We start from the raw sequence: 23300 nt of genomic DNA on the forward strand, positions 1-23300 counted from the left end.
ATTTCGCTTTTATCTCAATATTCTGGCCAACAATTGGAAGCTCTGCACGATTCCTTGTTGCAAAAAGACAGCATCGAGTGTTGCTTCATGATGCCTAAACGCCACGTTGACGTAGATCACCATTCTAATATTCCTGTGACTTTCGAGCTCTTTCCCAAGTTCTCTTAGCGCTGAGAGATTGCTCTCAATATGGGTTTCTTCTGGAAATACGAGCACATTTCCAAAGGATGCGCCGGGTCGTTGTTGAACGTCGTCAAAAGAATTGAACACGATTTCGTTTCTGATCACCGATTTCGGACTCACTGGCACTGAAGTTGATCATTAAGAGATGTTGACTTGATGTGAATGCAGCCTGACAGACTGTTTCACATCGTACGCAGCTCTCACAAATGTTCTGTCGCAAGTTACATCGAAAGATTATTCCGATGCCTCGACTTAAACTCTTTTTCTCCAGCCCCGATGAAAACTTTGGAAGCCAACTCCGAAACGTTCTCGAAAAAGATTACGACATCATGGTTTCCACTCACCTCTCAAGCATCTTGCCGTTGCTTGTTGATGAGAAGATCGACGTGTTGGTGACAGATCAGCGTTGGGAATTCAGTGATGGAGCGGTGATCGACCGGGTTCTGAACCACCTACAACAGAACTCTTCACAAACGGTGTCATTAGCGTTTGTGGGGAACGAAGTTCCTGCACTGCTTCAGCCACACATCGATTCAAAACATGTCGAACCTCTCAGCGGAATTATCTCTGTAGAATCTGTCACAAAAACTCTTCAGCGTTGCCTTGAGCAGAAGAACGCCGAAGAACAGACTCTAAATGAAGAGACTCCCGCGAATGCTTCTCCACCTGAAATCACGACGGAAGCACCAGAGAGTCCATCACCGATCGTCACTTCTGGATTCGGCGAAGCTGTGTTTCCCGGCATTACGCGAAACTTTGAAACGCGCTCGCCAGAAATGAAACAAATGCTGGAAGACTTGATGGTCGCAGGCTCTCACAATGTGACTATCTTGTTAATTGGAGAAACAGGATCGGGAAAAACGTTTCTCTCAAACCTCGTCCACGAAGCGTCTCCACGCCGAGATGAACCGTTTATACACGTTGCCTGCGGAGCACTCCCACGCGACCTGATCGAAAGCGAACTCTTTGGACATGTCAAAGGATCGTTCACCAGTGCACATGCTGATAAAGAAGGCAAGTTCATCGCTGCTCGGAAAGGGACGATTCTTCTCGATGAAATCGATGTTCTTGCACCGGAACAACAAGTCAAGTTGCTGCGAGTCATTGAGACAGGAGAGTTTGAGCCGGTCGGCTCGAATCAAACACTTCAGTCACAAGCCAGACTGGTCGTCGCCAGTAACCTGGACCTGGAACCGCTGGTTGAACAGGGGCGATTTCGACCAGATTTGTACTATCGATTAAACATGATGAAGTTCGAGTTGCTGCCACTGAGAAAGCGGAAAGTGGACGTCATCCCAATGTGCAAGATGTTTATCAAAAAGTTTCAGGAGAAACATGGGATTCCAATACATCGCATCGATGATTCGCTCCTTGATTCGATACTCAGCTATCCCTGGCCGGGAAATGTGCGTGAACTCGAACACGTCATGCAACGAGCGGTCATTTATTGCAAGGACGGCATCCTGAACCGTGAACATCTCCCGCCAAACATTCTTTCCGGTCAGGTCGGGCCAACAAATGATCCATCTGTCCGATTAGGACAACACAGCCAGAAGGATCATGACCATTCTCTTGAACAAAAAGTTGCATGCAGCGAGAAGGAGATCATCGAGCAGACTCTCTTCAAGAATAACTTCTCGCGAACCAACACTGCCAAAGAACTCGGTATCAGTCGAGTGACCCTCTACAACAAAATGAAGAAGTACAACATGATGAAGTGAGAGTCCAATCACTCACTGAGCGGAACCCATCGATTCTTCAAAGCATGCTCGTCGAGAGCATGCAGCTTAATGAAATCAGCAGAACGCAGGACACTATAAATAGACACAGACCTCGCCCTGGATTTTGCAAGTGTAAGGACGCGTCAGCTCGTAGAGTTTAAGACGATCGACTTCTGATGAATCGGGAACGACTTCTTGAAGTATTCGCAAAAACCCTGCGTCGAATTCAACTTCGACGCAGGGTTTTTTAACTATGGGTGAAGTCAGACTCACCGTTATGACAATTGATCGAGCCGTCCGGTGCTGTCACCAAATTCTTTGACTCCAGCGTTCATTCGATCCAGCATCGACAAGAAGAGATTGTTCATCGGTGTCTCTTTCTCGTACTGAAGATGCCGCCCCGTTTTAACAGTTCCGCCTCCCTGACCAGCCAACAGAATTGGTAAATCGTGGTGAGTGTGTCGGTTGGCATCGCTGATGGCAGATCCATACAGCAACATGGAGTTGTCCAGCAAAGTCCCATCGCCTTCTTTGACACTCTTCATCCGGTCTAGGAAATAGCTGAACTGCTTGACGGAGTACTCATCAATTTTTTGCAGGTTAGCAACAAGGGCCTCATCGTTCCGGTGGTGTGAAATCTGGTGATGCCCGGAGTTGACTCCGATTTCATTGAACCTTCGGTTGCTGCCGGAATTTGCGAGCATGAAAGTACAGACACGGGTTGTGTCTGTCTGGAATGCGAGCACCATCAGGTCGTACATCATTCGTACGTGCTCTGCCCAATCTTTCGGCACACCCTCTGGAATCTCGACATCTGGACGTGCGAGATCGGCTTCAGCTTCAGAACGTTCGATACGCTGTTCAATCTCACGAACGCTGGCGAAGTATTCATCCAGTTTTCGCTGATCGTTTCGACCAAGCTTATTCTTGAGTTGCTTCGTATCACTTGCGACGAAGTCGAGAATACTTTTGCGGTAGAAGTTTCGTTCTTCCATCGCTTTTTGATCTTCGCCGCTTCCGAACATCCGTTCGAAAACCAGCTTCGGATTCACTTCTTTGGCCATCGGGGTGTGCGGGGTTTTCCAGGAAATATTGGAAACATATGCACAGCTATATCCCGAATCACAACGACCAGCTTGCCGCCCCGGTTCGATACCGAGTTCAAGTGATGGAAGTTTTGTTTGAGTTCCGATCTTTGCAGCTGCGATTTGATCGACCGAAACTCCAGCTTGAATATCGGCACCGCTCGTTTTCTTCGGCTGTGCTCCTGTCAAGAATGCTGCTGAGTTACGCGCATGGTCACCACCGCCATCTCCGTTTGCACGGGCTTTGGTTTGGGCGAGTCCTGATAGAACGAGAAAATCTTTTTGATGCTTTTCCAAAGGCTTCAATGTTTTGGGAAGTGAAAACTTCTCGCCAACTTCATCAGGGGTCCAGTCCTTCATGATGGCGCCGTTTGGGAAGAAGATAAATCCCATCCGGTTTTGCACAAGTTGCTCAGGCGCTGCCCAGGCTGCGTTTGGAAGCATTGCATCCAGAACAGGCAAGGCAAGTGTTGCACCAACACCTTGGAGCATCGTTCTTCGTGAAATCGGTTTCATTGGAATACCTTTCAAAACTACTCTGTCGTGTGTCACGACAAAGATCAGCTATTAAGACGGAGCCTTCGCCGCATTTCTTACATTGAACGTCGGCTGATTGATCCGTTTTCCTTCAACTATTTGTTGTTTCGACGCAGTTGGAACGGCGCCGACTGAATGATTCCGGTGACAAGTACGGAAAATCGGTCATCGCTATCGAGATCGATCATAATCTTGTCAATAGCGCATCGATCATAATATTCTAGTCCTCGACCGAGCGCATATGTTAGCATCTTTTCTGCTACGCATCGTCCAAACTGTGTTTTTCGACTTCGTAGAACAGCGATCATTTCTTCTGGACCATTAAAAGACTCACCAGTCGGGAGAGTCCCGCTCGCGTTGACTTCAAATTTTCCGTCTTGTGTTCTCCATCGCCCAATGGCATCAAAGTTTTCGAGACCGAACCCAATTTCATCCATTGTCACATGACACGCTGCGCAACCAGGATCTTTCCGGTGAATTTCCAATTGTTCCCTGAAGGAGAGATTCGGATTTGCCGACTGTGTCTCTTCAATTCCGGGGACTGTTGGGGGTGGATTTGGTGGAGCATCGTTGAGAAAGTTTTCGAGAACCCACTGACCACGCTTCACGGGTGAAGTTCTGTCAGGATAGCTAGTGAGCGTCAAAATACTGGCATGTGTGAGAACCCCCAGCCGCTGTGAATTCTTAAATTCAACACGACGGAAATCCTCCCCTTTGATGTTTTCAATCCCGTAAAGTTTCGCCAGCCGCTCATTCAGGAACGAATATCGACCATCGAGCAAGTCGTAGAGACTTCGATTTTCATGCACGATCGATCCGAAATACAACTCCGTCTCTTTCCACATGTCCAGGCGAAGTTTCTCATTAAAATCGGGGAAGAGTGCAGTATCGGGAGAGACTTCGTTCGTCGTCAACTTGCGAAGACCTAACCACTGTCCGGAGAAATTTTTGACAAGTGCTTCAGACTTCGGATCAGCCAGCATCCGCTCAGTCTGTTCTTTCAGAACTTGTGGCTCATGGAGACGGTTCTCTTTTGCGAGTTGAAACAATTCTTCATCAGGTAAGCTACTCCAGATGAAGTACGACATGCGGGTCGCGAGTGCGAAATCGTCGAGCTGTTCCATCTCACCAACTTGTTGTCGACTCTCTTCAACACGGAAGAGAAAGTGCGGTGAGACAAGAATCGCCTGTAAACCAATGCGCATCGACTCTGCGAATGAGGCTCCGCGCTCAGAGGCCATCTCGACAAACGACACGTATTGAGTGATTTCCGCTTCTGTCACAGGTCGTCGAAACGCGCGTGGCAAAAACTCTCGAAAATTGGATTGAGCAGCGTGGGAAACTGACACGCCGTTTTCAGGGTAGACTTTGAGCAGCGAGTTTGACTCCCGCACCGAATCAGGAATACCGAGTGGCCCCTCAACTCGAAGGGATCTCACCATCAAGTTGCGGTCTTTTTGCTTCTCTGCTTTCGGGTTAAAGAAGTCGTTAATGAAAGCAGCAGAGAGCGTTTGCTTTCCTGCGCTCCCTTCGAATTCCAACTGGACCAGATTCTCTTCCCTATGTCCTTGAATCTCCTGAACCTTCAGGACACGCTCATTGAGTTTCAACTCCATCTTTGCGAGTTCATCCCCCGCCTGATCTGCTGAAGCTTCGATGATCAGGCGATAAGTTCCCGATTCAGGTAAATTGAACTGATGGTAAACTCGTCCCCGGGAAACAATTGCTTTACTACCGTCTCCTCGACTTGAGACGGCACCTTCTTCTTTCAACTCCTTCCCGAACGCTCGCTTCGAAATATACTTCGGGTGTTGAGTGATGATCGCTTTTTCTGCGATTTGCTCAGCAGCTGTGAGGTATTTTTCAATCAACAACGGCGGGACAGAAAGGACGTCGCCGATATTGTCAAACCCGTAACCGACATCGTCAGAAGGAAAGTCGTCTGCAGGACTGAAATCGACGTTTAAAAGATCTCGAACGGTGTTGTTAAACTCCGTCCGATTGAGCCGCCTTGCAGTGACACGTCCGGGATCATGTGGGACTGAACAATCGACAAAGAAGAGCTGATAATCGATCCAGTCAATAATCTTCTGGCTCTCGTCTTTGGACGGTTGATCCGAATCGGCTGGGGGCATGGCGCCCAGTCTGACGAGCTGTTGAACCTTTGTCCAAATTTCACGATCACGCTTAATGGAATCGCCATCAGCGTAGCGGTCAAAACTAAAGTCACCTTCCTGAAAGTCCGCACTATGGCAATCGAGACAATACTTCTGAAAGAAAGGTGTAATCTCTTTCTCGAAGTCGACCTTGGCGAGTGGATTCAGTTGGTCAGCAGCGACAATGGTTCCTCGGTCAGCATCCCCATTATCTGAACGGAACCAGAACGTGAAGAATCCGAGCAGGAACACAACTCCAAAACAAGTTGCGGCAACAACCGGATAGACCGATCGTTTTTGTCGCCTTTTCCGTTTACCTCGAGTCTGCTTTCTTTTCGGCGTTGGTCGACTTGTAGCTGGCTGTTTTTTGCCCGGGCGTTTTCGTGCCGGCATCCGACCAGATGATTTCGCAGGTTTAACGGATTCCTCAGGAATGCTTGCTGGTGCACGAAACGGCTGTCGACACTCTTTATTAGGACACATCCCTTTCTTGCCAGCATCCTCAGAGCGGAGCTGGAATCGAGAACCACAATGTCGACAACGGACACGAATCAAGGACTCACCAAATTCGGAAGGAAGGAAATCGACTTAGAGCGAGGCGGGCAACATGTAGAGACTAAGTCGGGAAGATCTCAACCATCATTATACGCATATTTCTACTGTTTTGTCGAATTCTTCTTGTTGAGTTCAGCCTCCCGATACGGAAGGGACGAAGTGTACCTCACTGTCAGAAGAGACTTTCTCCAGCATTCCATGGCTTAAAACACGCGAGTCGACGGCGACAGACAACCCTTTTCGCAACTGTCCGTCCTCACAAATCTTCTCGCGGATTCCCGGGAATTTTTTCTCCAATTCTTCGATCACTTCCCGGACATTTCCAGCTGAAACAACAACAGATCGGACATCCCCAGTATGTTTCCGTAAAGAGGCTGGGATAAAAACAGTCGGCATCGGAATGCTTTCTCAAAATTCAATTCGAAACGCTGTTGAAGTTAACTTAAATTGCCAGCGACAATACAATTCCTATTTTCCGATATTGATTCGACTTCTTCAACAGATCGCTTAAATGGGAATCACTGGGATATGGAGATCACCGAACTAAGCATTCCAGACGTCAAACTGATTCAGCCGAACGTTTTTGGTGATGAACGAGGTTTTTTCCTGGAGCTTTACCATCAAGGGACGTTTCGCGATGCAGGTTTACAAGCCGAGTTTGTCCAGGACAACCTCTCGCGGTCGCAGCTGGGCGTGTTGCGTGGTTTGCACTTTCAAATCCAACACCCACAGGGCAAGTTAGTGAGCGTCCTGTCTGGTGCGGTCTTTGACGTCGCTGTGGATGTTCGCAAAAGTTCGCCTACATTCGGGCGTTGGGTCGGACAGGTTCTCTCCGCAGAGAATCGTTGTTCAATGTATATCCCCGAGGGATTCGCACACGGATTTCAGGTTCTTAGTGAATCGGCAGACTTCTTCTACAAATGCACTGACCTGTATCATCCAGAATTCGAAAGAACGTTACTCTGGAACGACCCTGACATCGGAATCGATTGGAGACTCGATCAACCGCCAATCCTCTCCGAAAAAGACATCGCGGGAATCCCGTTGTCTCAGCTTGAATGTTTTGATTGATGACCAGCACACAACAGAACTACTATGCCTTACAGAAGAAACCAGTCGTTGCACTAACGATGGGGGATGTAGCGGGTGTGGGACCGGAGGTTGTCGCTGCGGCAGTTGTTGCGACTGATGTTCAACAATTGTGTACCCCAGTCGTCGTTGGAGATCCACAGGTTTTAGAGCGCGCCCTCAAACAGTACGAGAAAGCACCGCAAGTCCGCGTCGTATCTGATCTTGAGGGGATCGCTGAAGCACAGGATTCCGATGCCATTTCGTGTTGGAACCCGACGAGTGCAGAAACCGCGTCTGTTCCAGTTGGGAAGCTGAATGCCGCTGCTGGGCAGGCAGCTTATGACTGGCTCGTGGCAGCGACTCAGGCAGCACTAGCGAACCAAATCGATGCCATCGTGACCGCTCCGTTGAATAAAGAAGCTCTGCACCTCGCCGGACACCACTATCCTGGGCACACTGAAATCTTGGCGAAGGAGTGCGGTGTTGAAGATTTTGCGATGATGCTTTATTTGCCAGCGGGAGAAGTCGTCAGAGGTCCGTACGGTCTCGGCGTCGCACATGTCACATTGCATACTTCCATTGCCAGCGTCCCTGATTTGCTTTCAACAGAAGCAATTGCCGAAAAGATTTCTCTGATTGCTTCCTTTCTGCAGCGAGTTGGATGTCAGGCCCCGCGAATTGGAGTCTGTGCGTTGAATCCACATGCGGGAGAAAACGGCTTATTCGGGAATGAAGAAGCGACACTCATATTTCCAGCGGTCTCACATGCAACTGAGACTGGCATCAACGCCATGGGACCGTTCCCAGCAGATACACTACTTCAGCAAGCAGTGGCGGGGCGATACGATGGGGTTGTCGCAATGTATCACGACCAGGGACACATCGCTCTCAAGCTGATTGCGTTTCAACGCGCGGTGAACGTGACACTTGGGTTGCCGATTGTTCGCACGAGCCCCAGCCACGGAACCGCTTTTGACATCGCTGGCAAGAATCTGGTGGAGACAGCGGGCATGGTCTCCGCGATTCGAACAGCAGTTCAACTTGTTCCTTCAAAAAGAGTTTGACCTGCTAAGCAGGTCAAACTCTCCTCAATGCCTTGAACTGACTTCCTCAGCGGCTAGCGTAATCCGTAGTGGTGTAACTCTTCTGATACAGAACGCGTACACCATTCTCAAGAAGACTGCAGATCCACAAAGACGAGGTGAGATGGATTCCCGACCGGGACGTACTGGCCGGTGAACTTCAGCCCGCCTGTTTTTCGATTGACTTTGAAGACTGCAACGTTGTCCGCCCGTTGATTACAGCTATACAAGAAGCGACCCGTTGGATCAAAGCTGAAGCTGCGGGGATAGTTGCCTCTTGTCCATACCTCTCCAGTGAAACTCAGTTGACCATCGGGGCCGACAGCAAAGATTCCGATACTGTCATGCAGTCGATTGCCGGCGTAGACAAATTTTCCGTCGCTCGAAACCAAAATTTCTGAACAGAAGTTGCTCCCTGCAAACTCCGGCGGGAGCGTGGAAATCGTTTGCCGCTCTGACAATGTCCCGGATTTTGAGTCGTAATCGAAGAAGACAATTGTTGAGCCTTCTTCTTGAATGGAATAAAACCATTTTCCATTCGGATGGAAATGGAAATGGCGTGGCCCATCTCCCGGTGGAAGGGAAACTGTCGCCGTGTCGTTTGGTGTCAGGCGGCCAGTCTTCTCATCGAACTTCCATACGTAAATCAAGTCGAGTCCCAAATCGACATGCAAAACGTAACGCCCTGACGGATCTGACTGAATCATGTGAGCATGTGTTCGATCATGCCCGCTGAATGCAAAACTTCCTTTAGGTGCATTGGTGGCACGAGTCGGGCCGATCTTTCCGGAATCGACTTTTACATCCGTCGCTTTGCCGAGTTGCCCATCTTCTTGAATTGGAAGAACAGCAACAGATCCTCCGAAGTAGTTGGCGACGAACAGGTGTCGTCCTGATGGATGAATGCTGACATAAGTTGGCCCGGCGCCTCCCGATGGAACCGTATTGAGAAGCGTCAGCTTTCCATCGGACGGATTGATAGAAAAGGAACTGACTGTTCCTTCCTTCGTCTTCCCGACATGGTCCGTTTCGTTTGCGGAATACATTCGAGTTCCGTCAGCATTCACTGCTAAACAACTTGGACTCGTCCCCATTTCATTAATACCGGCCTCAGCTAATGCGCCAGTTTGACGGTCGACCTGAAAGAGATGAATTCCTCGCCCGTTCCCCGGCGGAAGGTCGACCTGTGTCGGTAACACATCTTTAAGAGGAGCGCTGAAAGTCCCGACATAGGCCATCAACGGTTGCTTTCCCTCAGTTGCCTCTGCGCTGAGCGTTTTCGCCAACAACGAAGTTGTTCCAGCTGCAACGACGGAACTCTTCAGAAATGAACGGCGAGAGACTGGCTGGAGTTTATTTACGTCTTGGCTCATAATTCAGGAACTCTATTTGAAAGAATTGATTTTAGATGGAGGATTTTGAGATGACCGATAGGGGAGGGCGGTACGCCATCTTCGAGTCAGAAAAATTCCCTGTCAACTATCACCGCCGACATTTCTTGCCGGTAACATTGAAACGTTGAATTGCAAGCCAAACTCAAAAGGCTGTTCGCTGCAAATTTTCCCTCACAATGATGCCCCGTTTCCTTACCACTCCGCATCACGAGCAAAAGAGAATGGGGGACATTGGTCGAACCACTGAAGAGAACCTGCCATACTTGGAGACCGCAAACTCACACCTGAAACAAATCAGAGGTTGAGTCACTCAACATGATTCGTAAATGTCTTGAAGCGGGTGATGGGCGAAGTGATTTCACTTTTGATCCACGGTCACCACGTTTCAATCAGCGAGATAAACCCAGACGTACAAACCCGAGAGCGATACCTCATGAAATTGATGATCACTTTTCTTGTTTTGACAGTATCTACAATGAGTCATTTACACGCTGGCACTTATGTTTATGTTTCTGAAAGCCAGGACAACATCATCGGGATTTTTTCACTCGATGAGGAAACCGGGGAACTCTCTCGCACTGGAGAAGTTGAATTCGAAGGGACACCGGGTTGCCTGAGCTTGAGTTCAGATCAAACTCGACTATACGCTTCGATCAGGTCAAAAGGCGAGTTTGCCACGCTCTCTGTTGATCCCAAAACCGGCCTGCTCACCCATCTTTCCAGTGCTCCCAGTGCCGGAAGCGCAGCTTACATTTACGCAGACCGGGCTGGAAAATGGTTACTCGCAGCTTATTACGGAGAAGGGCTTGTGACTGTGAGCAAAATCAAAGATGGAGAAGTGACAGGCCAACCTGTCCAGAAAATTGTGACTGGGCAAAAAGCTCACTGTGTGCAAACCTCCCCCAACAACGACTTCGCATTTGTCCCTCATGCGGGAGAACTCAACAAAGTCCAGCAGTTTCTATTTGATGCAGACAAAGGGCGACTTCGGTTTAATGATCCAACGACTCTCCCCGGAGCAGAAGGGGCAGGTCCGCGACATATGCAATTCCATCCAAATGGAAAGTGGGCGTATCTGGTCAACGAGCAAAGCAAGAGCGTGACTCATTGCCTGTTTGACGCAAAAACCGGGCAACTGGAAAAACAGAAAACTTTGTCGACACATCCAGACGGATGGGACCTCTCGCAGGGGTCGTGTGCTGACATTGAAATCAGTGCTGACGGTGGCTTTCTTTATGCTTCCAACCGAGGACATGACAGCATCGCGCAGTTCAAAATCGACGCAGCATCAGGGGAGCTGACATCACTCGGTCAGGTTTCGACAGCTAAAACTCCTCGCTCATTCAATTTGATCCCGGGCAATGAAGACTATCTCGTCGCGGCAGGACAGGGTGCGAACACCTTGGTTGTGTATCGTCGCAATTCATCAACAGGGATTCTCACCAAGCTGAAGACCTATGAATGCGGAAAAAGTCCCGTCTGGGTTCTTGGTGTTCAACTTCCCTAAGACAGGTTCCGTATTCCAGATAACAACTGTTGCAGCAGGCATTGCACCGAAAGCTTCTACCGTTCCGTCTTAACTGACGTGCGTGAAGATTTCGCCTTTGCCAAGTTCCAGCAGATCGCCGCAATAGCGTTGATAATTCGCAGTCAGGCACTCTTCAGGGACGGGAAATCCCGCTTCCTGAAGATGTCGGAAATAGAGCTGCAAGAACAATGGTTGGTAGAGACTCGCCTTTTTGAATGTTGGCAGAATTGCTGGCTGTCCTCCCGGTTGACACAACGCAATTGTCCCGCGTTTCATTCCAGCACCATTGCGAATTCCCGGCTCCCCGAAAATCATAATTGATCCGGCAATCATCCCCACACCAGCAGCATCGCCAGTGTTTCCAGCAACGGCGATCAATCCGCGACGCATGGTGTGACCAATCTCGCTTCCTGCGTTTCCATCAATTAGAATTTCGCCACCGAGCATTCCTCTTCGCCCACCGCGATACACCGCGCCCGCCAGGTTTCCGACGTTGCCATGTACGTGAATGGTCCCACTCCGCATTTCCGCGCCGAGCCAATCACCGGCATCTCCGTGGAGAATAATCTTGCCACCTGTCATCCCAGCACCAAGGTGCATTCCGACATTTCCCTCGACACGGATCGTTCCGCTTGAATGATGAGAGCCAATCAGTTTGATTTTGTGGAGGTTTCCCTCCCAGAGAACCGTATTGTCGTCTGCGGCTGAGTCGGATACATCAAAGAAATCGCCACACGGAATTTTTTCATTTCCACGATAGACAAGAGTCTTCGCGACCTCTTTCGCAGACTGTTCTCGTATTGTCTCGAGTTTCAGAGAATCAACCTCAATTGGAATCGAGGATTCAGTATGAAGGCGAATTCTAAGAGGCATTCTGGTCGCTTATTCAAGAACGTGGCTCATGAAAGAACATCAAAAACCGTTTGTACTTTGCTTCTTCAAGGTTCGCAACTGGACTTGAATCGCAATCCTGTTGATAATATGAATGAGATCGAAGAAGCTGTCCCGTTGAGGGAGTGTCTATTTCAGTCGCATCTCCCAAAATGAATTTAGAATCGCTAACAATACCTCTGAAATCGTTTTGATTCACTGGGCTTTCAAGCCCACGTGCAGGTTTTGTTAGAACGAGTTAGTCTCTTTATTAATAAACTTGGTTGCACTCAGAGGAATTCATGTCGAAGCCACAAAATTTCTGCGGAAGAACTCGTCGCGAATTTCTTTGGCAAACAGGAGCAGGATTTGCCGGGACGGCACTGGCAGGAATGTTAGATGAGGATTTCTTCGCAAAACAGTCCGTTGCAGCGGATGGTGTCACTCAGTTCGAAAATCCGCTAGCTCCCAAGCAGCCACACCACGATCCCGATGCTACGGCATGCATCTTCCTGTTCATGTATGGCGGCCCCAGCCACATGGACACTTTCGATTACAAACCTGAAATGTATGGAAGAGACAACCAGACCGTCGAAGTCAAAACGTTTGGTCGCGGCGGGCATCGCAATCAAGGACGTTTGATCGAACCTCGCTGGAAGTTCAAACAGTATGGAGAATGTGGAAAGTACGTCAGCGACTTATTTCCACACCTCGGCGAGCAAGTTGATGACATTGCCTTTCTTCACTCAATGACAGCAGACAGCCCGATCCACGGATCTGCGATGTTAATGATGAACTCCGGGAAAGTTCTGAGTGGTTCACCTTGTCTCGGATCTTGGCTGAACTATGGGCTTGGTACAGAAAACAGCAATCTCCCCGGATTCACGGTCATGCTTGATCCACGTGGCGGACCAATTTCCGGTTCGCAAAACTGGAGTTCGGGATACATGCCAGCGTCCTACCAGGCGACGGTCATGCGATCCAAGGGCGATCCCATCCTGAACCTGAAGCCACCTCAAGGAATGTCCGTCGAAGCACAGCGAGTAATGCTTGACACCCTTCGAGAATACAACGACGAACACCTGAATTCGCGCAAAGACAATTCCAATCTTGCAGCCCGAATTGCGAGCTATGAACTTGCATACAATATGCAGGCTCATGCTCCGGAAGCGGTGAATATCGCCGAGGAGACAGAGGCGACGCAAAAGCTTTACGGCATGGATAATCCGACGTCGGCACATTTCGGACGACAATGCCTTCTGGCACGGCGGCTTGTCGAACGTGGCGTACGATTTATTCAAATCTACTCAGGCGGAAATCATAACGATGACAACTGGGACGCACACTCCGACATGGAGAAGAACCACAATCTTCACGCTGCCGAAACTGATAAACCGATCGCTGGCCTTCTTCAAGACCTGAAACAACGGGGCCTTCTCAGCAAAACGCTGATTGTCTGGGGCGGGGAATTTGGACGTCAACCGACAGCTGAATACGCGAAAGGAACTGGACGAGATCATAACTCGTACGGTTTCACTACCTGGATGGCGGGTGGTGGTATTAAAGGCGGCGTCAGTCACGGTTCGACAGATGAACTCGGCGCAGAGGCTGTTGAAAACCGCCTTCATGTTAAACACATGCATGCCACAATCCTGAACCAAATGGGCCTCGATCCCAACCGCCTCAGCTACTTCTTCAGCGGCCTCGATCAAAAACTTGTTGGTGTCGAACCAGTACAACCGATCAAGCAGATTATCAGCTGACGGTGACGGGAACCTCAACGTAATGAATCAAGCAGATGGTAGAACGTCGACAGAATGGTTGGATTTTTTCAAGGAAGGGCCTTTCAACATCGCTGAAGCCTGCTTAAAAATCCAAGACGAATTTCGCAGCGGATTTATTGAGTCGGTCTACCAAGAAAATTTGGAACTTAAATTTGAGATAAGCGGAAACCAGTTCCACTGCAAAACTATTTGAAGATTCAATTCGAGGGACATCCGCTGAATTGAATCTTTCATTCCAGGTTTCATCTGCTTTGGTCAAATCATTTTCGAAATCAAATTCAAATTCGCGTTTTTCAAAGAAGAGCGTGCAAGTTTTTTTCTGGAGCAGTTTGCTCTATCGTGTGCCCGTGAAGCACACATTTCATCAATAGAACTGGTCCTGAAACTTGAAATCGCTCTCTTAAACGTTGAGAAAAGCGACGATTCCAGAGGTTTTCGGACTGGTTCTAAAATTGCTGATCGCCACGAAGCAGAGCCTGCACACCAAAGCGAAAGATGCTCTATTCGTAGAATTCGCTCCATCCGTGGTTACAATCCACTGAACAGACAAGTCATCTCAGTGACCTCGCTATCGTTAGCCAGCGAACTCACCAGATTTTTGAAAGAGCCAATGATGTCTTCCATGCGTTTGATGATTTTACTCACATCTCTGACTCTCCTCCCTCAAGAGAGCTTCTCGCAAGATGCCGTTGCAGAGCCGACTACTCACGCCGGATTCGCTGAGCGGGACATTACTCCTGAGATCGGAATGGAGCGACCAGGGGGCTACGGAAAGGTTTTCCATCGAAGCTTACATGACCCATGCAAGGTTCGGGCTGCGGTGTTTCGTGATGGAACAAACCGCGTCGCGGTTGTTTCGGTTGATGCCTTGTTGGTCCGTCGCGAATTGGTTCTTACGGCTCGGAAGCGGATCGAAGAAAAATGCGGAATTCCAGCTGGCGCTATTCTCATTCACGCGACACATTCACATTCATCGGGCCCGACCGGAATGATTTATCCGGGAGAATTTGACCATGCATCTGAACTTGTTCAGGAACTGGCCTACGAAAAGTCATCGGCTGCTGACCCAAAATATCTCGTGCACGTTGAAAATCAAATTGTGGATGCCGTTTGTGCCGCGAATGAAGACCAACGAAGTACTCAATGTAGTGTCGGGAAAGGGAAAGCTGAAGGAGTCGCATTCAATCGCCGTTTCCGAATGACATCAGGCCTCACTCAAACTCATCCTCGTCCCGGGAACCCGGACATTATTGAGCCAGCCGGGCCTGTCGATCCAGAAGTGGGAGTCATCGGTGCCTGGGATGCTGAAGGCAACTTGACCGGCTGCCTTGTTAACTTCGTCTGCCACGCAACAGCAAGCCCGGGCGGCATCTCTGCGAATTATATTTATTACGTGGAACAGGTTATCCGTGGCGTTTTCGGTGATGAAGTCGTCGTCGTCTTTCTGGCTGGAGCCTCTGGAGATGTCACCCAAGTCGAGAACTTGACGAAGTATCAAGGTCGAAAGGCGGAGCAGTCATCTCGATTCGTTGGAGGAACAGTAGGAGCAGAAGCCGTAAAAGTGCTTCTGCGAGAAGAACCTGGAACACTCACGCCGATCAATTTTGATTCGACCCTGCTCAAAATTTCGCGTAGAGCACCTCGGCCAGAGCGCGTGACAAAAAGTCTGGAACTCGTCAAACAACAACCGGCCGAAGTTGGTGCAACAGAGTGGGCATTTGCCAAAGAGATTGTCTTACTCGATGCACTTCTGAAGAAGGAACCTGTTGCGGATGTTGAAGTGCAGGCGATTCAGATTGGGCCCGTTGTCTTGCTCACCGATCCAGCGGAGTTCTTCTGTCAGTTCGGCTTGGATATCAAAGCGGGCAGTCCGTTTCCGCTGACTTTCCCGGTTTCATTGGCGAACGGTTGCGTCGGATATGTTCCAACAGAAGAATCTTTCGGACCACGAGGCGGCGGTTATGAAACGAGATTGACGGGTTACAGCAACCTGGAAATTACTGCAGGTCAAAAAATGGTCGACGCTGCGGTTGAACTCTCAAAGAGATTCAAGCCAGGAAAAATCCCGACTCGACCTTTACGAGCAGAGTTTACCGCTCCCTGGACATACGGGGCGGTTCCCCCTGAAGTCGATTAGCTGTCCCTGATAAATCAGGAAGATCATTTCGCTCCCCAGAAACACAAAGCCAAAAGAAGCTGAGACAATCACTCCGATGCCAATTCAATCAAGAAATGTCAACGTCGCACTCATTCAGCGAGCGGCGACTCTCGACCCGACGGAAAACTTGCAAGCGACCATTGCTGATATCGAGCAGGCTGCCAGGCAAGGGGCGCAAATTGTTTGCACACAGGAATTGTTCCGGTCGCAGTACTTTTGTCAAAGTGAAGATCATGCGAAGTTCGACTTGGCGGAGACGATTCCAGGACCAAGCACGGAGGCGTTTTCACAACTCGCAAAAAAACTCGGCATCGTGATTGTCGCTTCGCTCTTTGAGAAACGCGCAGCTGGTCTTTATCACAACACGGCAGTTGTCCTTGATGCCGATGGATCGAATTTGGGAATGTATCGCAAAATGCACATTCCTGACGATCCGTTGTTTTACGAAAAATTCTACTTCACTCCCGGTGATCTTGGTTTCAAGATTTTTGAAACGAAGTTTGGGAATGTGGGTGTGCTGATTTGTTGGGATCAATGGTATCCGGAAGCAGCTCGATTGACGGCACTCGCAGGGGCAGAAATTCTGTTTTACCCGACTGCAATCGGTTGGCATCCTACAGAAAAAGCGGAGTATGGCACCGCACAGCACGACTCTTGGGAAACGATTCAAAGAAGCCACGCAATTGCAAACGGCGTCTACGTGGCATCAGCGAATCGGATCGGGCACGAGGGCGATTCAGAAGGGGGAATTGAATTCTGGGGACAGAGTTTCATTTGCAATCCCAGCGGGACGATTCTGAAGAAAGCGAGTGTCGATCAGCCTGAGATCTTAATGGCTGAGTGTGACTTTGCGATGCTCAACGAACAACGGACGCATTGGCCATTCTTGCGAGATCGCCGCATCGACGCATATGGCGACATCATTAAACGCTATCGTGATTGAAACGACTTCGTTCACTTTCACTGAAGCCAGAATCTCACGGACACGAGAATGAACAACGAACGGCTATTTCTCAACTGGTCACAACCAGCTCTGCCAGCTTTTGTCGAGGAGTTGATTAAACGTTACCGAGACGGGCGAGAAGTAGACCTCTCAAATGTCATTGTTGTCTTTCCCGGTCGACAGGCGGGTCGACGTTTTCTGGAAATTTTGACAGACAAGTCGGCAGGTGAAGCAATCCCTCCGCGGATCATCACCGTTGGAACACTCCCCGAGTTTCTCTATCTCCCGAAATTTCCATTCGCCTCACCTCTGACTCAGAAACTTGCCTGGGCAGAGGCATTAAAAGGACTTCAGCGAGATCAGCTGGAAGTGGTCATTCCTCAACCTCCTGAAGATTACGACGTAGATGCCTGGTTGCGGCTTGGTGAACTTCTTCGTCGACAGCATCGAGAGTTGGCTGCCGACGGTCTCAGCTTTTCTGACGTCGCTGAGCGTGGCCAATCGCTTGAATCTTTTAACGAAACTGATCGCTGGAACGTTCTGGCAGAAGTCCAGAAGAGGTACCTGCAACAATTGGATGAAGCAGGACTCTGGGATCAGCAAACAGCCCGCTTGTTTGCGATTGACCGCAACGAATGCCAAACAGACGCCGAGATTTTCCTGGTCGGGACAGTGGACCTGAATCACACATTGCAGTCGATGCTGAAGCAGGTCGCCGAACATGTTCATGTTGTGATTCATGCACCGCCGGAAGAATCCAGTCGGTTTGCACCACTCGGAAATTTACAGCCGGGTGAATGGAATGACTTCACAATTGAGATCGAAGAAACACAAATTCAAGTGGTCGATGGACCGCAAGAGCAGGCAGAACAGGTTGCCCTGGAGCTTGAAGCTTGTGGAGCAAATTTCTCCATCGATGAAATCACTATTGGCGTTCCGGACGATCGCATCGTCCCGCACATCGAACGATTTCTGGCAATGTCCGGGGTCTCAACGAATTGGGTCATTGAACAGACACTTCCGCAATCGGGACCGTATCGGCTGTTGCAATGTGTCGCGAGTTATCTGGAAGCGGACCGAACAGACCATTTCTCGGAATTAATCCGACATCCAGATCTTTCAAGTTGGATCAGCCAACAAGACTTCCCCGTCAATTGGCTGACGTGCTGGGACGAAAACGTTACTGAGCATCTTCAACGTCGCACACAGGTTATCTTAGGATCAGGTCGATCAGCAAAAACCGCTCGAGAACTCGTGAGAGTGATCGGTGAACTCCTCAAACCGTTCCAAGAGTCTTCGCGACCTTTGGCTGACTGGGTCGGACCACTGCGAAAATTTCTATTACAGGTTTACGGCGGCAGAGATTTGAACCCAGATGTTCAAGAAGACCGCCTGCTGCTTCAAGCAACTCAAAAGATCCACGAAGCTGCTTTGGAGCACGGACGCGTCCCGGCAGCCCTTGAGCAGGTCGTCACCGCACAACAGGCAATTGAGCTGACTTTGGACGAACTCCGCAGCGAATTTCTGGCCGCGCCAGTCGATGAGCATGCGGTTCAACTTTCTGGTTGGCTCGACCTTCCGTTGGACGATGCTCCCGTTGCCATCTTAACGTCAATGAACGAAGGCTTTATTCCTTCTGCCGTTAACCACGATCTATTTTTGCCGAACCGCTTACGAACACATTTAGGGATTGAAGATAACCAGCGACGCTACGCGCGTGACGCGTACGCAATCAGCGTCCTTCTGCACTCTCGAAAGCGAGTGAAGCTCATCGCTGCCAAGCGTGATGCTCGTAAGGAGCCACTCACCCCCAGTCGTCTGCTGTTCGCTGCCTCTCCCGAAAAAGTTGCACATCGTATCGTACGTTTTTTTGACGATCGCGAGGAAGACTTACCAGCAATCAAAACAGGCTTCTCCACTCAACGGGAAGACCATGACTTTCGGATTCCCAAGCCTGTCAAAATGGATGAACCGAAGCGGTCGTTCCGCGTCACAGAGTTCAAAGATTATCTGGTTTCACCGTATCGATACTACCTGCGTCACGTTTTAAAGCTGGGCGAAGTGAGCGACTCCGTCGTCGAACTCGATCCCGCAGGCTTTGGATCGTTGATCCACGATGTGCTGCAGGAGTTCGGACAAAGCGACGAAACATTACAAACCGACCCCGTACAAGTCTCGCGGTTTTTAAACAGTCAACTCGACCAGCTTGTTCACAAAAGATACGGCAGTGACCCGCTGTTCCCTGTGCATATTCAGGTTGAACAAATCCGCCATCGATTGAAAATCTTTGCGCAATGGCAAGCCGACTGGGTTCGCCAAGGTTGGGAAATGAAATACACCGAAATCGGGTTCGGAAAAAATGCAACGCTCAATCTCACTGACGGTTCACCTATCACATTGCGTGGTCGAATCGACCGGGTTGATTATCATCCAAAGCTGAATGAATGGGTCATATTCGATTATAAAACCAGCGATAAAGCCCAGTCCCCCGAACAGACACATCGACACAAGGATGAGTGGGTCGACTTGCAGCTTCCGCTGTATCGACATCTTGCGAAGCCCTTTGGCGTGCAGGGAAAAGTGAGGCTCGGTTACATCACGTTGCCGAGAACAACACCACAAATCCGAGATCAGATTGCCGAATGGGGAGAGGACGAGCTGAAAGAAGCGGATGATGTCGCTCGCAAAATTGCAGAGAACATCATCAATGAAGAATTCTGGGTCGAGCTCGACAAGCCAATCACCTGGTTTCAGGAATTTTCCGGCATTTGTCAGGACGATGTTTTCGGCAGGGAGGCGGTCGTATGAGTCACTCAAATCAACGCAGCTTGTTCGACGACGAAAAGGGCTTCGTCAAGAATCAACCAGAAAAACCTTCTCCCATTCATGCAATGGAGTCACACTCGTATTTGCCGGAAGACGACCGCAAACTGGTTATCCGAGCCTCTGCGGGAACGGGGAAAACGTTTCAGCTTTCCAACCGATTTCTCACCTTGTTACGAGGATCGACGCCTGACAAAATTCTGGCATCGACATTTACGCGGAAAGCGGCAGCAGAAATTACAGATCGGATTCTATTGCGGCTTGCTCAGGCAGCGCTGAATGATGCTGACTTCCAAAGTTTAAAATCATTCACCGGTTCGCCCGAGATTACTCAGAAGGATTGCCTGACTCTCCTGAAAGTATTGACTCAAAATCTGCATCGCTTGCGAATCAGTACCCTTGACGGTTTCTTTTCACGGTTGGCCGGCTCCTTCTCTTTGGAGTTGCGACTTCCCCCCGGTTGGAGGTTGATGGATGAGATCGAAGCTGAGCACCTTCAAGATCGGGCGATTGATCATGTCCTCCGGGAAGGAGAGCTTCAAGAGCTCAAAAACCTGATGCACCAACTCGATAAAGGGAGCGTTCGAAGAAGTGTGCATCAGTTGATCTCGGAACACATCTCACAGTTCCATGAAATCTACTTGCGAACAGATGCACAAGCGTGGAAGCAGTTCGGGAAAATCCAGACGCCCTCAGCCGACGAGTTGGAATCGATCGTCGCCCGATTAGCTGCAGAACCGATTGAAAATTCCCGCATGGAAACCGCTCGCAATGGCGACATTCAGCGTATTAAAGATGAAGAATGGCCAGCCCTTTACAAAACCGGACTACTTTCCAAGGTTTTGGGAGATGGCAAATATTATCGCAAAGAGATCCCAGAAAACTTGAAGTCGCTTTACCTGGAATTGGAAAAAATTGCGCGGGCCAAATGGCTTGCTCCATGGGCAGTACAAACGGCAGCCACCTACGAACTGATTGAAAAATACGATCGTGTCTACGAACAACTCAAACGGGAAACCGGCGGTCTTCGTTTTGACGACCTCACGCGACGACTGGCACATTCGCTTTCAAACCGATCCACTTCCGACCTCGCACATCGGCTTGATGGAACGATTGACCATGTGCTGCTCGACGAATTTCAAGACACCTCGGTTCCACAGTGGAGTGTGATTCGTCCGTTTGCTCAGGACACAACCACCGACACCAATAAGTCTTTCTTTTGTGTTGGAGATGGAAAACAGGCGATCTACGGTTGGCGAGGTGGAGAAGCAGCCATCTTCGATGCCATTAGCCAGCAACTGGAAGATGTCCAAGAGCGTCCGCTCAATAAGAGTTTTCGATCTTCACCAGTTGTCATTGAAACTGTCAATCGAATCTTTCAGGGAATCGGGAATCACGACGGTTTCGGAGAGAATCAGGCGGTCTTAAAAAGATGGAGCCATGAATTTCCTATTCATGAAACCGCGAGAACGGAACTCCCCGGATACTTCCAATTATTGACCTCGCCAATTCCTAAGGATATGGAGCAAGGTGACCGTGATCAATCGCGGGTTGACGCTGAACTCAATCAGTTCGTCGCCAACATGATCGCTGATCAACTCAAAGTCGCCCCTACGGGAACAATCGGTGTTCTGACTCGAGGAAACGCCAAAATCGGAGAGTTGATTTATGAACTGAATCAACTCGGAATCGACGCGAGCGAAGAGGGTGGTAATCCACTCGTTGACTCCGCAGCTGTCCAGCTAGTGATGGCATTGTTCCATCTCGCCGATCATCCGGGCGAAACAATCGCTCACTTCCATATTGCGAACTCTCCATTGGCTACGATTGTTAATCTAGTCAATCATGAAAACGACCGAGCCGCTCACCACTTCTCTGAGCGATTCCGAAAGCGGATTTCTCAATCAGGCTATGGAGAGACTGTCCACGAATTAACTGGGCAACTCGCGCCACACTGCAATCGACGAGAACTCCGACGGCTCATCCAATTATCCGCCCTCGCGAACGAGTTCGATACCATCTCACAATCGTTGCGGACTTCTGAGTTCGTCGAGTTTGTCGAAAAGCAAAAAGTGCAAGAGCCAACCGACTCGCGCGTCCGTGTGATGACGATTCACCAGTCGAAAGGGCTTCAGTTCGATACCGTCATTTTCGCAGAATGCGATGGGCTCATGACAAAGCCGCCGAAGTATGTCTCATACACTCCCAAACCGGGCGAGCCTCCAGAAGCGGTCGCACTGTACCAAAGCCAGGAGTTTCAAGATCTCTTTCCCAAAAAACTGAAACTCGCACTCGCTCAAACGACAGACAAGGCGATTGTCGAATCGCTCTGCCTGTTGTATGTCGCGTTGACGCGAGCCGTTCACAACCTCCAAATCATCGTTCGACCGCGAACGGCAAAAAGCTCGGAGAAAACACTCCCCAAAACTCATGCTGGGCTCATTCGTGCCGCTCTTGCCCCGACTGCACAGCTGGAATCAAACGTTGTCCTCGCTGAGGCTGGCGACCCGGCATGGTATCAGTCGTTACCACAACTCGATTCAAAATCGGAATCGCCTCCTCCTCCCAGAGAACTCAACATTCATTTCAAACAGTCGGATCAGTCACGACGCTTGCCCCGCGTTGCTCCTTCAAGCAAAGAGGGAACGAAACTCGTTCAGTTGGAAAATATTTTGCCAACTGGAGATTCAAGAGCTGTCGACAGGGGAACACTCTTTCATGCCTGGATGGAGCAAATCGGCTGGCTTGATGATGGAATTCCCGAGGACAAACTTCTCCTTGGGCTTGCCACACAACTTGGAATCCAGGGAATTGATCTCGATCAGTCTCTTGCAGAATTCCACCAGTCAGTGAGTCGACAAGCATTGAAATCATTACTGTCAAAACGTCCTTATCTTACCGCCGAAAGCATGAATATCTCGGAAGACGCAAAACAGGAGATCCTGCAAGCTCCGGTCGATGTCACATTTCGAAACGAACGGGCTTTTGCTGTCCGAGAAAATGGATCGCTTTTGACAGGCAGCATTGACCGACTCGTCACGATTTCTCGCGATTCAACAGTTCTCGCAGCTGAAATTATCGATTTCAAAACCGACGCCCTCCCCAATGATCTGATCGCAATCAATGATCGAGTGGAATACTACCGGGGGCAGATCCAGGCGTACGTTCAGGCGGTCTCGAATTTCTATAAGATCTCACCCCAACGAATTTCATCGAAGTTGGTGTTACTGAAACTTGGTCGTGTGATCAACGTTGATGTAGAGAGTTGACCAGCCTCGCTATTAACGCTGCCCGATTCAACCAGCGTTATGAAGTCTCTTATTTTATGACCTTTAGAGCAGTTTGCTCTACCATGTGCCCGTGAAGGTCGCTTTCATGACTTTACAGACAGCTCGCCACGAGCCAGAACT

At 49.6% G+C, this 23300-nt stretch carries 14 protein-coding genes; 9 read left to right on the top strand and 5 right to left on the bottom strand.

Features of this window, described 5'->3' with window-relative positions; genetic code table 11:
• Positions 1-425: 425 nt before the first annotated feature.
• Positions 426-1904 (top strand): sigma-54 interaction domain-containing protein, encoded by a 1479-nt coding sequence (locus tag ACN0YR_RS02040; protein ID WP_417847541.1) that lies wholly within the window; start codon positions 426-428, stop codon positions 1902-1904.
• Between the two features lie 275 nt (positions 1905-2179).
• Here the strand turns inward: ACN0YR_RS02040 and ACN0YR_RS02045 are convergent, their stop codons facing one another.
• The 3 genes from ACN0YR_RS02045 to ACN0YR_RS02055 all read right to left on the bottom strand — a co-directional run bounded on the left by ACN0YR_RS02045 (position 2180) and on the right by ACN0YR_RS02055 (position 6633).
• Positions 2180-3505, bottom strand: coding sequence for a DUF1552 domain-containing protein (locus tag ACN0YR_RS02045; RefSeq protein WP_417847542.1), 1326 nt, complete (start codon positions 3503-3505; stop codon positions 2180-2182).
• Positions 3506-3621: 116 nt separating this feature from the next.
• Positions 3622-6075: a DUF1592 domain-containing protein gene (locus tag ACN0YR_RS02050; RefSeq protein WP_417847543.1), complete on the bottom strand. Its 2454-nt coding sequence runs from the start codon at positions 6073-6075 to the stop codon at positions 3622-3624.
• Between the two features lie 294 nt (positions 6076-6369).
• Positions 6370-6633, bottom strand: a complete 264-nt coding sequence (locus ACN0YR_RS02055; RefSeq protein ID WP_417847544.1) for a MoaD/ThiS family protein — start codon at positions 6631-6633, stop codon at positions 6370-6372.
• Positions 6634-6765: 132 nt separating this feature from the next.
• Here ACN0YR_RS02055 and rfbC point away from each other — a divergent pair, with 132 nt between their 5' ends.
• Positions 6766-7308 carry a dTDP-4-dehydrorhamnose 3,5-epimerase gene (gene rfbC, locus ACN0YR_RS02060; protein ID WP_417847595.1) on the top strand — a complete coding sequence of 181 codons (543 nt, stop codon included), beginning with the start codon at positions 6766-6768 and terminating at the stop codon, positions 7306-7308.
• Positions 7308-8372, top strand: a complete 1065-nt coding sequence (gene pdxA / locus ACN0YR_RS02065) for a 4-hydroxythreonine-4-phosphate dehydrogenase PdxA (RefSeq protein WP_417847545.1) — start codon at positions 7308-7310, stop codon at positions 8370-8372. The genes rfbC and pdxA overlap by 1 nt, the downstream gene beginning before the upstream one ends.
• A 107-nt stretch (positions 8373-8479) precedes the next feature.
• On the opposite strand, the gene ACN0YR_RS02070 is transcribed toward pdxA, so the two are convergent.
• Positions 8480-9763, bottom strand: coding sequence for a lactonase family protein (locus tag ACN0YR_RS02070; protein ID WP_417847546.1), 1284 nt, complete (start codon positions 9761-9763; stop codon positions 8480-8482).
• A 496-nt stretch (positions 9764-10259) separates the two neighbouring features.
• On the opposite strand from ACN0YR_RS02070, the gene ACN0YR_RS02075 reads away from it, so the two are divergent.
• Positions 10260-11291: a lactonase family protein gene (locus tag ACN0YR_RS02075; RefSeq protein WP_417847547.1), complete on the top strand. Its 1032-nt coding sequence runs from the start codon at positions 10260-10262 to the stop codon at positions 11289-11291.
• A 69-nt stretch (positions 11292-11360) separates the two neighbouring features.
• Here the strand turns inward: ACN0YR_RS02075 and ACN0YR_RS02080 are convergent, their stop codons facing one another.
• Positions 11361-12185, bottom strand: coding sequence for a formylmethanofuran dehydrogenase subunit C (locus tag ACN0YR_RS02080; protein WP_417847548.1), 825 nt, complete (start codon positions 12183-12185; stop codon positions 11361-11363).
• A gap of 299 nt (positions 12186-12484) precedes the next feature.
• On the opposite strand from ACN0YR_RS02080, the gene ACN0YR_RS02085 reads away from it, so the two are divergent.
• The 5 genes from ACN0YR_RS02085 (at position 12485) to ACN0YR_RS02105 (ending at position 23159) form a co-directional block, all read left to right on the top strand.
• Entirely contained in the window at positions 12485-13945 is a 1461-nt protein-coding gene (locus ACN0YR_RS02085; protein ID WP_417847549.1) for a DUF1501 domain-containing protein, read from the top strand.
• Between the two features lie 643 nt (positions 13946-14588).
• Complete coding sequence (locus ACN0YR_RS02090) at positions 14589-16103, top strand: hypothetical protein (protein ID WP_417847550.1); 1515 nt, start codon at positions 14589-14591, stop codon at positions 16101-16103.
• A gap of 76 nt (positions 16104-16179) precedes the next feature.
• Entirely contained in the window at positions 16180-17067 is an 888-nt protein-coding gene (locus ACN0YR_RS02095) for a carbon-nitrogen hydrolase (RefSeq protein ID WP_417847551.1), read from the top strand.
• Positions 17068-17115: 48 nt separating this feature from the next.
• Positions 17116-19875, top strand: a complete 2760-nt coding sequence (locus ACN0YR_RS02100; RefSeq protein WP_417847552.1) for a PD-(D/E)XK nuclease family protein — start codon at positions 17116-17118, stop codon at positions 19873-19875.
• Positions 19872-23159 (top strand): UvrD-helicase domain-containing protein, encoded by a 3288-nt coding sequence (locus ACN0YR_RS02105; RefSeq protein WP_417847553.1) that lies wholly within the window; start codon positions 19872-19874, stop codon positions 23157-23159. Before ACN0YR_RS02100 ends, ACN0YR_RS02105 begins: the two co-directional genes overlap by 4 nt.
• The last annotated feature ends 141 nt before the right edge of the window (positions 23160-23300 follow it).

The organism is Thalassoglobus sp. (genome assembly GCF_048270125.1).
In the GTDB taxonomy this organism is placed as follows: domain Bacteria; phylum Planctomycetota; class Planctomycetia; order Planctomycetales; family Planctomycetaceae; genus Thalassoglobus.

Coding starts and splice junctions, on each gene's coding strand:
- ACN0YR_RS02055 (WP_417847544.1), bottom strand. CDS start 6,633: ATGCCGACTGTTTTTATCCCAGCCTCTTTACGGAAACATACTGGGGAT.
- rfbC (WP_417847595.1), top strand. CDS start 6,766: ATGGAGATCACCGAACTAAGCATTCCAGACGTCAAACTGATTCAGCCG.
- ACN0YR_RS02045 (WP_417847542.1), bottom strand. CDS start 3,505: ATGAAACCGATTTCACGAAGAACGATGCTCCAAGGTGTTGGTGCAACA.
- ACN0YR_RS02040 (WP_417847541.1), top strand. CDS start 426: ATGCCTCGACTTAAACTCTTTTTCTCCAGCCCCGATGAAAACTTTGGA.
- ACN0YR_RS02075 (WP_417847547.1), top strand. CDS start 10,260: ATGAGTCATTTACACGCTGGCACTTATGTTTATGTTTCTGAAAGCCAG.
- ACN0YR_RS02070 (WP_417847546.1), bottom strand. CDS start 9,763: ATGAGCCAAGACGTAAATAAACTCCAGCCAGTCTCTCGCCGTTCATTT.
- ACN0YR_RS02050 (WP_417847543.1), bottom strand. CDS start 6,075: ATGCCGGCACGAAAACGCCCGGGCAAAAAACAGCCAGCTACAAGTCGA.
- ACN0YR_RS02095 (WP_417847551.1), top strand. CDS start 16,180: ATGCCAATTCAATCAAGAAATGTCAACGTCGCACTCATTCAGCGAGCG.
- ACN0YR_RS02090 (WP_417847550.1), top strand. CDS start 14,589: ATGCGTTTGATGATTTTACTCACATCTCTGACTCTCCTCCCTCAAGAG.
- ACN0YR_RS02100 (WP_417847552.1), top strand. CDS start 17,116: ATGAACAACGAACGGCTATTTCTCAACTGGTCACAACCAGCTCTGCCA.
- ACN0YR_RS02105 (WP_417847553.1), top strand. CDS start 19,872: ATGAGTCACTCAAATCAACGCAGCTTGTTCGACGACGAAAAGGGCTTC.
- pdxA (WP_417847545.1), top strand. CDS start 7,308: ATGACCAGCACACAACAGAACTACTATGCCTTACAGAAGAAACCAGTC.
- ACN0YR_RS02080 (WP_417847548.1), bottom strand. CDS start 12,185: ATGCCTCTTAGAATTCGCCTTCATACTGAATCCTCGATTCCAATTGAG.
- ACN0YR_RS02085 (WP_417847549.1), top strand. CDS start 12,485: ATGTCGAAGCCACAAAATTTCTGCGGAAGAACTCGTCGCGAATTTCTT.